Origin of the sequence: Lacticigenium naphthae DSM 19658, from assembly GCF_000425865.1 — a bacterium.
Taxonomy (GTDB): Bacteria; Bacillota; Bacilli; order Lactobacillales; family Carnobacteriaceae_A; genus Lacticigenium; species Lacticigenium naphthae.
Genome location: NZ_AUEG01000001.1, coordinates 260,135 through 276,099, shown reverse-complemented (window position 1 = coordinate 276,099; position 15,965 = coordinate 260,135). Strand labels below are relative to the sequence as shown.

General features: G+C 34.7%; 14 protein-coding genes. All 14 read left to right on the top strand.

What is annotated here, in order from left to right:
• A complete protein-coding gene (gene msrB, locus H626_RS0101350; protein WP_035618156.1) occupies positions 1–438 on the top strand; it encodes a peptide-methionine (R)-S-oxide reductase MsrB in 438 nt (145 codons plus the stop codon).
• 168 nt (positions 439–606) lie between these two features.
• Entirely contained in the window at positions 607–1,209 is a 603-nt protein-coding gene (ruvA, locus tag H626_RS0101345) for a Holliday junction branch migration protein RuvA (RefSeq protein WP_027107732.1), read from the top strand.
• A gap of 20 nt (positions 1,210–1,229) precedes the next feature.
• Positions 1,230–2,234, top strand: a complete 1,005-nt coding sequence (ruvB, locus tag H626_RS0101340) for a Holliday junction branch migration DNA helicase RuvB (RefSeq protein ID WP_035618152.1) — start codon at positions 1,230–1,232, stop codon at positions 2,232–2,234.
• 25 nt (positions 2,235–2,259) lie between these two features.
• A complete protein-coding gene (gene queA / locus H626_RS0101335; protein ID WP_027107730.1) occupies positions 2,260–3,291 on the top strand; it encodes a tRNA preQ1(34) S-adenosylmethionine ribosyltransferase-isomerase QueA in 1,032 nt (343 codons plus the stop codon).
• 263 nt (positions 3,292–3,554) lie between these two features.
• The gene (gene tgt / locus H626_RS0101330; protein WP_027107729.1) at positions 3,555–4,700 is read left to right on the top strand and encodes a tRNA guanosine(34) transglycosylase Tgt; all 1,146 of its coding nucleotides are present in this window, start codon (positions 3,555–3,557) and stop codon (positions 4,698–4,700) included.
• Positions 4,701–4,829: 129 nt separating this feature from the next.
• Entirely contained in the window at positions 4,830–5,156 is a 327-nt protein-coding gene (gene yajC / locus H626_RS0101325) for a preprotein translocase subunit YajC (protein WP_027107728.1), read from the top strand.
• A 97-nt stretch (positions 5,157–5,253) separates the two neighbouring features.
• Complete coding sequence (locus H626_RS0101320) at positions 5,254–5,532, top strand: post-transcriptional regulator (RefSeq protein ID WP_027107727.1); 279 nt, start codon at positions 5,254–5,256, stop codon at positions 5,530–5,532.
• A gap of 121 nt (positions 5,533–5,653) precedes the next feature.
• Positions 5,654–6,799: a DNA polymerase IV gene (dinB, locus tag H626_RS0101315; protein WP_035618149.1), complete on the top strand. Its 1,146-nt coding sequence runs from the start codon at positions 5,654–5,656 to the stop codon at positions 6,797–6,799.
• A gap of 38 nt (positions 6,800–6,837) precedes the next feature.
• Entirely contained in the window at positions 6,838–8,163 is a 1,326-nt protein-coding gene (locus tag H626_RS0101310; RefSeq protein WP_027107725.1) for a DRTGG domain-containing protein, read from the top strand.
• Positions 8,164–8,174: 11 nt separating this feature from the next.
• Positions 8,175–9,131: a DHH family phosphoesterase gene (locus H626_RS0101305; RefSeq protein WP_027107724.1), complete on the top strand. Its 957-nt coding sequence runs from the start codon at positions 8,175–8,177 to the stop codon at positions 9,129–9,131.
• A gap of 104 nt (positions 9,132–9,235) precedes the next feature.
• The gene (locus tag H626_RS0101300) at positions 9,236–11,359 is read left to right on the top strand and encodes a PBP1A family penicillin-binding protein (RefSeq protein ID WP_027107723.1); all 2,124 of its coding nucleotides are present in this window, start codon (positions 9,236–9,238) and stop codon (positions 11,357–11,359) included.
• A gap of 88 nt (positions 11,360–11,447) precedes the next feature.
• The gene (locus tag H626_RS0101295; protein WP_027107722.1) at positions 11,448–11,792 is read left to right on the top strand and encodes a YlbF/YmcA family competence regulator; all 345 of its coding nucleotides are present in this window, start codon (positions 11,448–11,450) and stop codon (positions 11,790–11,792) included.
• A gap of 110 nt (positions 11,793–11,902) precedes the next feature.
• A complete protein-coding gene (locus tag H626_RS10340; RefSeq protein WP_027107721.1) occupies positions 11,903–13,144 on the top strand; it encodes a metallophosphoesterase family protein in 1,242 nt (413 codons plus the stop codon).
• Positions 13,134–15,956, top strand: coding sequence for an ATP-binding protein (locus H626_RS0101285; RefSeq protein WP_027107720.1), 2,823 nt, complete (start codon positions 13,134–13,136; stop codon positions 15,954–15,956). Before H626_RS10340 ends, H626_RS0101285 begins: the two co-directional genes overlap by 11 nt.
• Positions 15,957–15,965: the final 9 nt, after the last annotated feature.

Here is a 15,965-nt window from a genome sequence, read left to right as displayed (position 1 = left end):
ATGAAATCAAATTATTCAGAAAAAGAATTAAAAAACAGACTGACAAAACAGCAATTTGAAGTAACACAAAATAATGCTACTGAAAGACCGTTTACTGGAGAATATGACGATTTTTATGAAGAAGGCATATATGTAGATGTGGTCAGTGGAGAACCCTTGTTTTCGTCCAAAGATAAGTATGATGCAGGGTGTGGATGGCCTTCGTTTACTAAGCCAATTGAAAAACAAGGCATTGAAGAAAAAGTTGATAAGAAATTTGGAATGAGACGCATAGAAGTACGAAGCCTAGAGAGCAATTCTCATTTGGGACATGTTTTTCCTGATGGCCCTAAAGAAGCTGGAGGATTGAGGTATTGTATCAATTCAGCTGCCTTACGATTCATACCCGTCGAAGATTTGGAAAAAGAAGGATACAGTGAATACAAAAAGTTGTTTTGATTAGAGTTTTTCATTTAAAAGTAAGGACAGTATAATCCATTCTGTTCTTCTTTTTTTTTTGCAGTGCAAATAGTAAGTAAAATAGAGTAATGATGAATCTTACCATGAAATATGGTAAAATGTGAGAGGAATATACAGTGACTTTTGCTTAATGAAATGGAGATAGCTATGTTTGAATATTTGAAAGGAACAATCGAAACTATTACACCAACCGCCATTGTAATTGATGTACAAGGTGTTGGCTACTTAGTTCATGCAGCAAATCCGTATCGATTTAAAATAGGGAATGAAATTGTGGTTTATGTTTATCAAGATGTTCACCAAGATTCCATATTGCTTTTTGGTTTCCGGACATATGAGGAAAAACAGCTCTTTAAAAAACTGATCAATGTATCCGGAATCGGACCCAAAAGTGGTCTAGCTATATTAGCTAATGAAGATCATTATGGATTGATTCAGGCCATCGAAGAAGAAAATGTAAAGTTTCTAATGAAATTTCCTGGCGTTGGTAAAAAAACAGCTGCGCAAATGGTTTTAGATTTGAAAGGAAAACTGGGCGAACTGGCTTTATCAGTTGGAATGGAAGACACTACTTATTTCCAAAGTTTAGAGCGAGGAAATCAAGAATTAGAAGAAGCTTTGGAAGCCTTGAGTGCTCTAGGATATAATTTGAAAGAAATTAAAAGAGTAAGAAAAATTCTCGAGCAAAAATCGTATGAATCCACAGACGAATACATTCGCAATGCTTTGACACTATTAATGAAAAAATAAGGTAGAGAGGAGGGATAGAAATGGATGAACGCGTGGTATCGACAGAAGTCCAGCTAGATGAAGACTCAATTGAACAATCTCTTCGTCCACAAAGGTTAAAAGAATATATAGGTCAAGAAAAAGTAAAACAAGAGCTCTCGATCTATATTGAAGCAGCAAAAAAAAGAGAAGAAGCATTGGATCATGTATTACTTTATGGACCGCCCGGACTTGGGAAGACAACGCTTGCTATGGTCATTGCGAATGAAATGAATGTGGAAATTCGGACAACGAGTGGCCCTGCTATTGAGAAATCAGGGGATTTGGTTGCTTTGCTAAATGAATTAAATCCTGGTGATATTCTTTTTATAGACGAAATTCATCGTCTTCCTCGTATGGTAGAAGAAATCTTGTACTCTGCGATGGAAGATTTTTATATAGATATCATAGTGGGGCAAGGACCGTCGGCTCATCCAGTTCATTTCCCTCTGCCTCCCTTTACCTTAATAGGTGCAACAACGCGAGCAGGGCTACTATCTGCGCCTCTCAGAGATCGATTTGGTATTCTAGCACACATGGAGTATTATACAGTTAAAGAACTGGATAAAATTGTATTGCGATCTGCGGAAGTGCTCGATACGATTATAAATGCAGAAGGTTCACTAGAGGTCGCTAGACGATCAAGAGGAACTCCAAGAATAGCTAACCGGCTACTGAAGAGGGTGCGGGATTTTGCTCAAGTTAAAGGTGATGGAACAGTCACGAAAAATGCAGCGTCACTAGCTTTAGAATTGTTAAGGGTAGATAAGGAAGGATTGGACTCAGTCGATCAGAAACTACTCATGACAATGATCCAAATGTATAGTGGGGGCCCAGTAGGGTTATCTACTTTAGCAGCTAATATTAGTGAAGATACAGAAACAATAGAAGATATGATTGAACCTTATTTACTTCAAGTTGGATTTATTCAACGAACACCCCGTGGAAGAATGGTCACTGCTCGAGGTTATGAGCATATGAACATACCCTTTCCTACTAATCCGTAGAAAATAAAAGGAGAAAAAGTATTTTATGTTATCAACTGAAGATTTTGACTATAAATTACCAGAAGAATTAATTGCACAAACCCCATTAAGTAATCGTTCAGGTTCTAAATTAATGATTCTAGATTCAAAAGAGAAAGAAATCGTGGACACACAGTTCACAGATATTATTAAAGAATTATCAACAGGTGACGCTTTAGTAATGAATAATACGCGTGTTCTCCCAGCACGTTTGTATGGTCAGAAAGTTGAAACCGATGGTCATTTAGAATTGCTCTTATTGAAGAACGTTGCGGGAGACAAATGGGAAACCCTTGTTAAACCGGCAAAAAGAGCAAAAAAAGGTACAAAGGTAACCTTCGGAGATGGAAGGCTCAAAGGGGAAATAGTAGAAGAACTTGAACATGGTGGGAGAATAATTGAATTTTCCTATGAAGGAATCTTCCTTGAGGTATTAGAGTCACTTGGAGAAATGCCGTTACCTCCTTATATTAAAGAGCGATTAAAGGATCAGGAGCGATACCAAACAGTTTATGCAAAAGAGAACGGTTCAGCGGCTGCCCCTACTGCAGGTTTACATTTCACTAATGAGTTACTAGAAGAAATAAAAGGAAAAGGCGTAAAGCTGGTCTTTTTAACTCTTCATGTTGGTTTAGGGACCTTCAGACCAGTTAGTGTCGAGAATGTTGAAGATCACAAAATGCATTCAGAATTCTATCAACTAAGCCAAGAAGCCGCAGAAATATTAAATGAAACAAGAAAAAATGGGAATAAAATTGTCGCTGTTGGAACAACATCTATTCGCACTTTGGAAACAATTGGAACAAAATATCAAGGAGAACTTAGAGCTGACAGTGGATGGACGGATATATTCATTGCACCAGGATATACATTTAGTGTAGTAGATGCTTTTATTACAAATTTCCATCTACCCAAATCGACATTAATCATGTTGGTAAGTGCATTTGCTGGGAGAGAATTTGTATTAGAAGCCTATCAACATGCAGTGAATGGAAAATATCGGTTTTTCAGTTTTGGGGACGCCATGTTTGTAAAATAAAAAAATTGTGAATACAAGAGAGTTGATCCAAATAGTGTTGCCCATTCTAAAACAAGTTGTTGTTTTACAAAACTTCGATGTCTGAGGGAAATCACTTTTATACTTTTAATGCAAGGAAAGAAAGAAGGAATACCGGAAATGGATTAAAAAACCTACTTTAAAGGCATTGGTTAAGAAGTAACATGTGTAAAAAGCTATTAATCCAGTTTGACTAATGGTATAATTATAAAATTGTTAATAAATTATGTAATGGAAGTGAAAAAATGTCTGAAAAACCAATTCAATACCGCCTTATTAAAAAAGATAAAAGAACAGGGGCACGCTTGGGCGAAATTGTCACACCCCACGGGACCTTTGAAACACCTATGTTTATGCCAGTTGGGACACTGGCAACGGTAAAAACACTGGCTCCTGAAGAATTAGAAGAAATGGGAGCAGGTATTATACTTAGCAATACCTATCATTTATGGTTGCGCCCCGGAGCTGATATTGTAGAAGAGGCTGGTGGGCTACACAAATTTATGAACTGGAACAAAGGAATCCTGACTGATTCTGGTGGCTTCCAAGTCTTCTCGCTTAGCGATAACCGAAAAATCACTGAAGAAGGGGTCCATTTTCGGAGTCATCTTGACGGGTCGAAACTGTTTTTTTCACCTGAAAAAGCTATAGAGGTGCAAAATAAATTAGGTCCGGATATCATGATGAGTTTCGATGAATGTCCTCCCTTTGATGAAAGCCGCGACTATGTAAAAAAATCTATGGAACGAACAACAAGATGGGCTGAAAGAGGATTGAAAGCACATAAAAAACCAGAGCAACAAGGATTGTTTGGAATTGTTCAAGGAGCTGGATATAAAGATCTTCGTATGCAACATGCTAAAGATTTAGTTTCAATGGATTTTGCTGGATATTCCATTGGTGGTCTTTCTGTTGGAGAACCGAAGGAAGAGATGTATAAGGTGCTTGACTATACACTCCCTCTCTTACCTGAAAACAAGCCACGATATCTCATGGGAGTCGGGACGCCTGATTCTCTTATTGATGGCGTACTCAAGGGTGTGGACATGTTTGATTGCGTTCTTCCTACTCGAATTGCTAGAAACGGGACAACGATGACGAGTAAAGGTCGCGTTGTTATAAAAAACGCACAATTTGAGAGAGATTTTAGACCTTTAGATGAAAATTGTGACTGTTATACATGTAGAAATTATTCAAGAGCTTATATTCGTCATTTGATTAAATCAAATGAAACTTTTGGAATGCGGCTAACGAGTTACCACAATGTCTATTTCCTCCTACAGTTGATGAAAAAAGTGAGAGAAGCAATAAGAAATGACGAATTGTTAGAATTTAGAGAAAGTTTCTTTGAAGAATATGGATACAATGAACTGAATGCGAAAAATTTTTAAAGATTTATTGTTGGATGTTTAATCGATTTATGAGGCAAAGAAGTAGAATAACACTATAATTAAGTGTAGTAATTTCAAAAAAAGTTTGTTATGGTAAGAAAGTATCGTAAGAAAATGGAGGAATGAATAATGGAGTTTATTTTTAGTTTTTTACCTTTCGTAGTAATTATCGGAATTATGTATTTTATGATGATTCGTCCGCAACAAAAACAAGCAAAAGAAACTCAGAAAATGCTTGATTCTCTGGAAAAAGGAGATAGTGTTGTTACTATCGGTGGCTTAAACGGTATCATAGATGAAGTAAATACAGAGGCACACACAGTTATTCTTGATTGTGAAGGCATCTATTTAACTTTTGAAAGACGTGCCATTTCCAAGGTAGTGGAAAAAGGATCATCAACTGTTACATCAACTGAAGAGTTAGGTAACAACCGCCCAACTGATTCTGCTGAATAATAGTATAAAAAAGATTCTACAAACTATTCTTTTAAATAAAAAGGGTTGAGGCACGTGTCTCAACTCTTTTTATTTAATTTTTGAAGGAGGATGTCTTATGTCTCAACCGCCTCTTTATTCTTTTTCAATGTACGAATATTGGATTAAATACAAAGTTGCTGATTTTATGAAATCTGGATATACTGAAATAGAGCCCGTAGATTTATGGGATTTTTTTATTCAATTTAAATGGAAGAGACAAATTCCTGCGAAGTATTATAGCCAAGTAGCAGATATAATGAGCCTAGAGCCAAACGATTATTTTAATTATGAATCAGTAAAAGCTCAAACAACACACGTATCTCTTCAAGAAATCAATCTAGAAGGATTACTGTAATCAAACGAAAAGAACTCAACAATGGAATAAGGAAGTCTGGATATCGAATCCAGACTTTTTTCATTATCTGCATAGCTCTTTAGGAATGTGTGTTTTATAATAGAGTGAGGAGGGACGGTCTATGAAATATGGCGTATTGACTTTTGATGATCCTAAGATAGAAACCAACCGAAAAATCATTCACATTGACATGGATGCTTTTTTTGCCTCTGTAGAAATAAGAGAAAATCCTTCACTCGAGGGAAAACCAGTTATTATTGCAAAACATCCAAAGGAAAGTGGAGGTAGGGGTGTTGTCGCGACCGCAAGTTATGAGGCTAGAAAATACGGTATTCACTCAGCTATGAGTGCACAAAAGGCTTATGAACTTTGTCCTAAAGGGATATTTATATCCGGACATTATGATTTGTATCGAGATGTTTCAAAGGAAATCAGAGAAATTTTTAAAAGTTATACAGATGTTTTTGAGCCTTTATCTCTGGATGAAGCCTATTTAGATGTTACAAATAATAAAAAAGGAATTAAAAGTGCAACGGTTCTTGCACATCAAATCCAAAGAGAAATTTGGGAAAAAACGCGGTTAACAAGTTCCGCCGGTGTTTCTTATAACAAATTCATTGCCAAATTAGCCTCTGACTATAAAAAACCGTCAGGAATAACTACCATCACTCCGGAAGACGCCCATGAATTTTTGATGACTTTGCCTATAGAAAAATATTATGGTGTGGGTAAAAAAACAGTGGAGCGTATGCATGAATTATCGATTTATAATGGAAAAGATTTATACGAAATGAGCGAAATGAAATTGATCAAAGGTTTTGGGAAAATGGGCTATTCATTATATCTTAAAGTAAGAGGAATTGATCATTCCGTTGTTTCTCCAGATAGAAATCGGAAATCAGTTGGAAAAGAAACAACCTTTTCAAAAGATTTGAAAACAGAATCTGAAATAAGATCAGCATTAAGCGAATTAGCGAAACAAGTTATAGAAAGTTTAATGAAAGTAAAAAAACATGGAAAAACAGCTGTTCTAAAAATCCGGTATAGCGACTTTGAAACCATTACAAGAAGGAAAACGATGAATTATTATATTAAAGATGAAGAACAACTAAGTTATATTGCTCAAGATCTTTGGGAAGAAAATAATACTCTACAAAGAGGGATAAGATTATTAGGAATAACAGTAACTAATTTAGATCCAATTTTGTATGAAAATATAGAACTACCTCTTTGGAAACGAAAAGAAACAAACTACGAAAATTTTTAATTTATCTAATTTAGCGAGTTAAGAATGGAGATACATTTATGGCTACTAAACATGAAAAAATAATTAAGCATATTGAATCACTACCTATAGGAGAAAAAATATCCGTAAGATTGATCGCAAAAGCTATGGATGTAAGTGAAGGAACAGCTTATCGTGCAATCAAAGATGCAGAAAACCATGGATTAGTATCTACTATTCAAAGGGTGGGAACTATACGGATAGAAAAAAAGCGGAAAGAGGCCATTAAAAATTTAACTTTTTCAGAAGTATTAAGTGTGATTGAAGGAGAGGTTTTAGGAGGAGAGAAGGGACTCCAAAAAACACTGACTAAATTTATTATTGGAGCAATGAAAGAAGAAGCTATGGTCCGATATATCTCCAAAGAATCGCTAATGATAGTGGGGAATCGAGAAGAAGCACAGCGATTAGCTTTAGAAAACGGAGCAGCAGTGCTGATAACTGGTGGATTTGGAACAGAAAAAGAAATTATTGATTTAGCAAATGGAAAAGAATTACCTTTGATGACCACTTCATACGATACGTTCACTGTGGCAGCCATGATTAACCGTGCAATGACTGATCAACTAATTAAAAAAGAAATTATGTTGACCGAAGATATTTATACTAAACTAAATCAGACAGAGTATTTATCCGTTGATGATACCGTTGATGATTACCGTAAATTGAATGAAGCGAGTGGACATACTCGCTTTCCAATAGTAGGAAAAAGTAATCGATTGGTTGGTATAGTTACAGCTAAAGATGTCATTGGTAAACAAGATAAAATGAAAATCGATCGCGTCATGACAAGAAATCCCTATTATGTAAAAACTCACATGAGCGTAGCAAGTGTTGCTCATACAATGATTTGGGACGGTTTAGAAGTAATGCCAGTGGTGAAAGATGATTTGACCCTTAAGGGAATTATTTCTAGACAAGATGTGATGAAAGCAATGCAATCTGCTCAAAGACAACCTCAAATGGGAGACACTATTGCAGACCAAATTAACCGACTAATAAAAGTTCCAGAAGAGACTATGGAATCAAGCGAAACGATGGAATTAAAATTTTCTGTGACCCCTCAAATGACAAACAATGTAGGTACGATTTCATTTGGAGTATTAAGTGAGGTCGTTTCTGAATCGGCTTATAAAGCTTTGGCAAGCGTTCATAAGCGAAATTTGGTAGTCGAACAAATGAGTCTTCATTACTTCAAATTGATTCAATTTGGTGCGGAGATCACGATCATTCCAAAGATATTTGATATAGGAAGAAAATCAGCGAGGATGGATATTGAATTATACAGCGAGAATGGATTAGCAGCTAAGGCTATTGTCGTTTGCCAATTGATTCAAAAAAATTAGGAGGAAGTTAATTGAATAGAAACTCAAATATAAAAAAAGATATTCTTGAAAAAATAAGAGAGTATAAACGAATAATCATTCACCGCCATGTGAGACCGGATCCAGATGCAATCGGTTCCCAAGCAGGGTTAAAGGAAGTTATTCAACACAATTACCCTGATAAAGAAGTATATATTGTAGGAGATGACCCAGGTGATTTGAGTTTTCTTTCTTCAATGGATTCAATCGAATCCGATACTTATTCAAATGCACTTGTAATCGTAGTTGATACTGCAAACACGGATAGGATTTCAGATAGAAATTACTCCGAGGGAAAAGATATCATTAAAATTGATCATCATCCGAACGAAGAACCCTATGGATCGATTCAATGGGTGGATGCTTCGAGCAGTAGCACATGTGAACTCATCGCTGATTTAGTGAAATCAACTCCTGAACTTACCCTGAATTCGGAGGCTGCTCGATTATTGTATGCAGGTATAGTGGGAGACACCAATCGCTTTCTTTATCCGGCGACCTCAACTAAAACAATGGAATTGGCGGGATTTTTAATGGAACAAGAATTCTCCCATACAGAAGTTAATGATGCGATGAATCAAGTTGAGCTTAAAATTGCGCGATTAAAAGGATACGTTTTACAAAATCTTCAGGTGAATTCAGTGGGTGTCGGACACATTGTGCTCACAAAGAAAATATTAAAAGATTTTGACTTGGTAGATAGTGACACCTCCGCAGTAGTTTCTTTGCCAGGGGGTATTCAGGGCATAGAAGCCTGGGTCATATTTGTTCAACAACAAAATAAAGCTTATCGTTGTCGGATACGATCTAAAAGGACAGTCATCAATGAAATCGCTAAGAAACATGAGGGTGGAGGTCATCCTCTAGCAAGCGGTGCAAATGCAAAAGATGAAAAAGAAATCAGCGAGATTCTTAATGAATTGACAGATGCAGTTCAACAGAAAAAATAAGAAAGTAAAAAGAATTCACAGGTTCATCCTAAAGATGGATGTTTCCTGTGAGTTTTTTTGGTAAACTAACTAGGATAAATTGACATAGTAAGGATTGAATGATTATGAATCTGGAAAAATACAAAAAAATATTTAAAGAAATTAGTCTTGGATTTTGGAAATGGCTAAAACCTCTTTTGATTTCTTCAAGGAAATTTATTAAAAAGCATTGGAAAAAGTTTCATTTGACCAAAATATCCTTACTTTTGATTATGACGTCTTTATTGGTTACTTTTAGCTTATTATTTTATCAAGCTAAAAATCAAAATATAAAATCCTTACAGGCATCCTTGCAACAAACTACTACAATTTATGATCATACCGGCGAAGAAGCAGGGACGTTGTATGCTCAAAAAGGCACATTCGTTAAACTGGAACAAATAGATTTGGAAATACAAGATGCAGTTTTATCTACTGAAGATAAACGATTTTATACCCATTACGGTTTTGATCCAATTGGAATAGCTCGAGCAGCTTTTGGATTTGTAATCAATAAAGGAAGTATTGTTGGTGGGGGGAGCACGATAACGCAGCAATTAGCAAAAAATGCGTATCTTAACTTAGACCAAACCTTACTGCGTAAACTAAAAGAATTATTAATTGCAGTTGAAATAGAAAAAACATATGAGAAAGAAGAAATATTCGAAATGTATTTAAACAATGCTTATTTTGGTCAAGGTGTTTGGGGAGTAGAAGATGCTTCAATGAAATACTTTGGAAAAAATGCTGAAGACATAGAACTGGCTGAAGCAGCAACGCTAGCCGGAATGCTAAAAGCACCTTCGCATTATAATCCGATCGATAATAGGGAACGTTCGAAAGAACGAAGAGCGATTGTTTTGTCTCTCATGGAGACAAACAATAAAATTAGCGAAGAAGATAAAAAGAGCGCCCAAGATACAGAATTGATTTTATCCGACCAATTTAATTCTCAAAATGGCTATCGCTATCCATATTATTTTGATGCAGTAATTAATGAAGCCATTAAGGAATACGGTTTTCTTGAAGAAGATTTGCTTAATAGTGGGTACAAGGTCTATACGAGTTTAAATCCTAACCATCAGCAAGCAATGGATGAAGTTTTCCAAGAAGATAGTTTGTTCGAACAGGCACCAGATGGAACTTTAGCCCAAAGTGCTTCTGTTTCAATAGACCCCAAAACAGGCGGTGTCACAGCTCTTGTCGGTGGAAGAGGAGAATATACTTTTAGAGGATATAATCGAGCTACACAGATGGAAAGACAGCCTGGATCAGTAATGAAACCAATCGGAGTGTTTGCACCTGCCTTAGAAGCAGGATTTGACGTAGATGATTTACTAGTTGATGAAAAATTGACCTATGGAGAAGATGATTTTACACCAGAAAATTTATCCAAAACGTATTCTCCTACTGGGAAAGTGCCGTTTTATGAAGCTGTAGAAAAAAGTTTGAATGCACCGACCGTCTGGCTATTGAATGAAGTAGGTATTGAACGTTCAGCGAAAAAAGCAAGAGCGTTCGGCTTAACAATTTCAAAAGAAGATGAGAATTTATCTTCACTAGCTCTAGGAGGTATGCTAAACGGTGTTTCTCCTTTGGAAATGGCTAGTGCATATAGTACATTTGCAAATGAAGGAATAAGAAAAGAAGGACATTTAATAACAAAAATTGTTGATGCAACTGGTGCAGTTGTTGTGGATAATACGGAAGTAAAAGAAACAAAAGTCACCTCTGCTGAAAATGCTGAAACAATGAATAGTCTTTTGTTAGGTGTTTTCGAGAATGGAACTGCTAAAAATAATAAACCAGATGGATTTTCAGTAGCAGGTAAAACAGGAACTACTCAAACAGATTCCAGAGTTGGGGTCAATGATCAGTGGGTTGTTGGTTATACACCAGATTTAGTAGTTGCTAGTTGGATGGGTTATGATTATACTACGACAGATCACTACCTAAACAGCACAAGTTCCAAAGGAATTGGAGAAGTATTAGAGTTACAATTAGAAAAAATGCTGCCGTATACCGAACAAACCACGTTTGATACTGAAGATGCAGCTAGCTTAGCCGAAAGCAAAGATTCTCCATATATGAACGGGAATCTAAAAGAGACGATAAAAAGAGTAGAAGAACAAGTGAAAGAGGGAACGTCTATCCTCAAGGAACGGACGAGAGATGTTTTTGATTTTATAAAAGATAAAATCACTAATTAATAAAGCCAGAAATTGGCGGTTGGAAGCTATTCTAATTAATGTTACAATTAGTAAAGTAAGAAATCAATGAATTGAAGGGATGGGAAATATGACTGTAAATGTTTATGATACAGCAAACCAATTAGAAAAAGAATTAAGAGAGACAGATGTATATCTTAATTTGAAAAAAGCTTTCGCAAAAGTTCAAGCTGACGAAGAAGCAAATCCTCTTTTCCAAGAATTTCGTGAGGTTCAACAAAATTTACAACAAAAACAAATGTCAGGTCAAGAAATTTCTGAACCAGAAGTTCAAAAAGCACAAGAATTATCAGGCAAAATAGGAAATAACGAAGTGATCAATGACTTGCTTGAAGCAGAAAAACAGGTAGGCCAAATGATCGATGATGTAAATCAAGTTATTCTTAAACCTGTTCGTGAATTATACCAAGCATAAAAAGTGAATGTTGAAAGCTCGCTGTTGAGCAGCGAGCTTTTTTTGAAACGAAAAAGAACATATGTCCCCCCCTTTTTTTTAGAATACTTTAACTGAAGGAAGTGATTCAAATGATTCATTTTTTCCATGTGGCTGATTTACATTTAGATAGTCCGTTTAAAGGACTAAGGTATCTACCAGAAAATTTATGGAAAGAAGTAAGAAACTCTACTTTCGATGCATTTCATCAGATAGTTTCAAATGCTATTATAGAAAAAATAGATTTTATGTTATTGGTAGGGGATATTTATGATTCGGAAGATAGGAGTATAAAAGCACAGGCATTTTTAAAAAAAGAATTGGAACGGTTAAATGAATCAGCAATACCAGTATACATAGTCCATGGAAATCACGACTTCATTAGTGATTTGAATTTAACAATGGATATGCCGGACAATGTCTATGTTTTTGGTATCCAACCGGAAACTGTTCAGTTGGTGACTGATAAAAATGAGAAAGTCAATTTAACGGGATTCAGCTATAATTCTAGATGGATCGAAGAAAATAAAACAGATGGTTATCCCACTAAAAAAAATGAGGATGCATGGCAAATTGGCTTACTACATGGATATAATGAAGGTAATGCTGCAAAACATGCAAAATATGCTCCTTTTACAATCCGAGACTTAAAAGATAAAGGATACGATTACTGGGCTTTGGGACACATCCATAAAAGACAGCAACTTTCCTCGCATCCTCCGGTTTATTACTCTGGGAATATTCAAGGTAGACATAAAAATGAAGAAGGAACGAAGGGTTTTCTTTCAGTTAAATTGGCTGATTGGGGAAATGAGATCGTTTTTCAAGAAGCAAGCCAAATCATTTGGCAAACACTAGATATAAATTGTACTGAATTAAATTCATTAAATACAATCATTCAAGAAATACTCACTCAGTTAAAGAAAATGAAAATGACAGAAAAAAACTATTTTGTTCGTTTGAAGCTCAATGTCAAAAATATTTCCAATGATTTGTACAATAAATTGGTATCGGATGATTTCTTGGATATTTTACAGTTGAATAAAATAGGGAGAAATTTTGTATGGGTATATAAATGTAATGTACACTTAACAGGTGATTTTAAGGAACTTGCTCTGAAAAAGATGTTCCCAGAAGAATGGGAAAAAGCTATAGAAAGTTTACTATCCGAAGAAGAATTTAATAGAATCACGAATGATTTATTTAAAAACAATGCTGAGTTTTCTTTTCTCCAACCAAGAGATGAAGATTATCGAAAGAAAATTGTAAACGAGTCAATAGAAGAGTTGACTCATTTGATAGGAACTAAAGGAGATAGTGAGAATGAAAGTTAAAAAACTATTCATTTATGGATATGGGAAATGGGTGGATGCTCAGTTTGATTTTTCAGATAATCTTCATATAATTTATGGAGAAAATGAAGCTGGAAAATCTACTTTACTTTCCTTTATCCATAGCATCTTATTTGGATTTCCAAGTAAAATCAGTTCAGAATTACGTTATGAACCGAAAATAGGCAGTCAATATGGTGGGAAAATAATTATTGAAGATCAAAGATACGGATTGGTTGAAATAGAGAGGATAAAGGGAAAAGGCAGTGGAGAAGTGAGTGTGCTTTTTTCTGATGGGTCTGTAGGGTCAGATGACAAACTGAGTGAAATACTTTATGGTATGAATAAAGATTGGTATAATAGTATTTTTTCATTAGACTTAGAGGGACTTAGAAATGTTCACAAATTCAATCGTGCTAAATTGGAAAGGTATTTTTTAAGTGCAGGAACATTGGGTACCGAAAGATATTTAGAAGAAGCTGACAAGTTAAATAAAGATGCTACAAAATTATTTAAACCAACTGGAAGAGTCCCCGAAATCAATAAAAAATTAATGGTTTTAAAGAAAAAACAAACGAATGTCAATAGAGCCAAAGAATCATTTAAAACATACAATACGTTAAAAAAAGATCTCAATATTAACGAAGAAAAACTGAGTAGCATTGAACTAACAATAGAAGAATTTAAAAATGAAAAAAAACAAAAAGATGAAATAAAAAAATACTGGAACCAATTAAATGAACTGGAAAAATTGAGGTATGAGGTAGAGAAAACATCTGTTACCTTCTTACCTAAAGATGGTCTTTATCAGCTGCAACATTACAATAAAGAGTTAGCAACTATACAAAAATCTTTAAATGAATCACAAACTAAACTGGAAGAATACCAGCAAGTATTTAGCATTTCAAAAGAGTTAAGATTTTATCAAAAGAACAACGATGACATAAAATCGATGCTTGAAAACTCTGATTTTATCCGAGAAAAAATTAGTGACTATCAACATCTGATGAAAGAAAATGAAAAAGCCAAAAGTAGTTTGTATCATGAACAATTGAAACATGGATTTCCTTTAACTATTCAGTTGCCAATTGTTTTTGCTGAAGATGAAATGGAGCTTATTGAAAGAAAGAATCAGGAGATACAAAATCTGAAGTCATTAAGAGAAAAATATATAAAAGAACAAAATCATAGTGAATATAAAAAGGAACAATTATTAAAAGAAATTGATGAACTAGAAATGAAGTTACATCCCCCAGAAAAATATAATAAAGCTGAATTTTACTATGAAAACGATCAGAATAAAAATACAGGAAGATCTGTAAAAATGTATGCACCTATGACCTTTTGGGTTGCCATAATAGGATTATCTATGCTGATGATATTATTACTGATTTTTTCTAATAACAAAGCGACTGCGTTAGTTTCATTGATCGCTCTAGCTGGAATTTCATTTAAACACTATAAAGATAGGAAATTCATTAAAAACAAACAAAAGGAAACTGATTGGACCTATGAAGAATTTATTCATCAAAAAGAATGGCGAAAGAATTGGCAAGAAAAGTTAGCTGAACTGGATAATGTAGAAAGAGAGATTCTTAGTTTAAATGCCAGTTTGGAAAAAAACTTAACGGATAAAGAAACAATTTTAAAAAAGTGGAATATATTTTTAGAAAAAAAACAAATACCCAATTCATTCAGGCCGATTGATCTACTTGAAGGGACTCTATTTGAAAAGATAAATCAGTATGCAACAGAGTTGAATAATCTAGAAGCAGAAATAGAGAAAGTCAAAAACAGGTTAGATGAATGGGTCAGAGAAATGCAGGTATTTGAAGAGTTTGTCAATTTATCTGAAGAATATAGTCTGATTTTTAAAGATATCCAACAACTGATTGAAAAAGCTAAAAATGAAAAAAATCAAAAAAAAGAGAATATTGCAAAAATCGATTCGATAAAATACGATTTGAATCGTCTAGTTAAAACTCAACGACATCTGCTAAATGAAAAAATGATGTTTTTAAAAAAATATGAAGTGAGTAACGAAGAAGAAATGAAGTTGAAATATAAGAGCATAGAAGACTATCAACGGAAAAAAGATAGAATGGCAATGATACAAGAACAGGTAAAGCATATTGATGAAACCGTGGATCTAATTAAACAACATTCTAATTATCAAACGAGTGAACAATTAGAAGAGAATATCAAACAATTAAATGAAAAAATCAGAAGTTCAGTTGAAGAAGTTGTAGAACTTAGAAATGATAATGCAAGAAAAAAAGTTGAAATTGACCAATTAGAGAAAGATGGGACCCTAACCGCACTCATGCAAGACTTAGCTAGTGAACAAGCTGAAATACAAGAACTGGTCGATGCTTGGGTGAAACGAAAACTAGCTGCTGCGCTGATTGAGAAAACTTTAAGCTTCGCTAAAAAAGATAGAACACCTCAAACGATTGAGGACGCATCCATTTATTTTTCGTATTTAACTATGAATAAATATAGAAGTGTTCATATTGAAGAAGATAGAGTGAACGTGTTGAATAAGGAGGGGCAATTTTTTGGAGCAAATGAGTTATCAAGAGGGACCGCTGAACAACTCTATATTTCTTTGCGTTTAGCATTTATCAAAAATATCGAAGATAAAATGATGTTACCCATCTTAATTGATGAAGGGTTCGTCAATTTTGATTCTGAACGTAATGATAGAATGTGGGATTTGTTGCAGGAATTTAGTGTGACCCATCAAATACTCTTCTTTACTTTTAATCGTCCATACGAAGAACGTCTATCTTCTGCCCAAATAACCATGTTATAATGAAAAAAT

Bases quoted from the DNA above. Each gene is read 5' to 3' on its own strand.
- msrB (WP_035618156.1), top strand. From the start codon at position 1: ATGAAATCAAATTATTCAGAAAAAGAATTAAAAAACAGACTGACAAAA.
- ruvA (WP_027107732.1), top strand. From the start codon at position 607: ATGTTTGAATATTTGAAAGGAACAATCGAAACTATTACACCAACCGCC.
- ruvB (WP_035618152.1), top strand. From the start codon at position 1,230: ATGGATGAACGCGTGGTATCGACAGAAGTCCAGCTAGATGAAGACTCA.
- queA (WP_027107730.1), top strand. From the start codon at position 2,260: ATGTTATCAACTGAAGATTTTGACTATAAATTACCAGAAGAATTAATT.
- tgt (WP_027107729.1), top strand. From the start codon at position 3,555: ATGTCTGAAAAACCAATTCAATACCGCCTTATTAAAAAAGATAAAAGA.
- yajC (WP_027107728.1), top strand. From the start codon at position 4,830: ATGGAGTTTATTTTTAGTTTTTTACCTTTCGTAGTAATTATCGGAATT.
- H626_RS0101320 (WP_027107727.1), top strand. From the start codon at position 5,254: ATGTCTCAACCGCCTCTTTATTCTTTTTCAATGTACGAATATTGGATT.
- dinB (WP_035618149.1), top strand. From the start codon at position 5,654: ATGAAATATGGCGTATTGACTTTTGATGATCCTAAGATAGAAACCAAC.
- H626_RS0101310 (WP_027107725.1), top strand. From the start codon at position 6,838: ATGGCTACTAAACATGAAAAAATAATTAAGCATATTGAATCACTACCT.
- H626_RS0101300 (WP_027107723.1), top strand. From the start codon at position 9,236: ATGAATCTGGAAAAATACAAAAAAATATTTAAAGAAATTAGTCTTGGA.
- H626_RS0101295 (WP_027107722.1), top strand. From the start codon at position 11,448: ATGACTGTAAATGTTTATGATACAGCAAACCAATTAGAAAAAGAATTA.
- H626_RS10340 (WP_027107721.1), top strand. From the start codon at position 11,903: ATGATTCATTTTTTCCATGTGGCTGATTTACATTTAGATAGTCCGTTT.
- H626_RS0101285 (WP_027107720.1), top strand. From the start codon at position 13,134: ATGAAAGTTAAAAAACTATTCATTTATGGATATGGGAAATGGGTGGAT.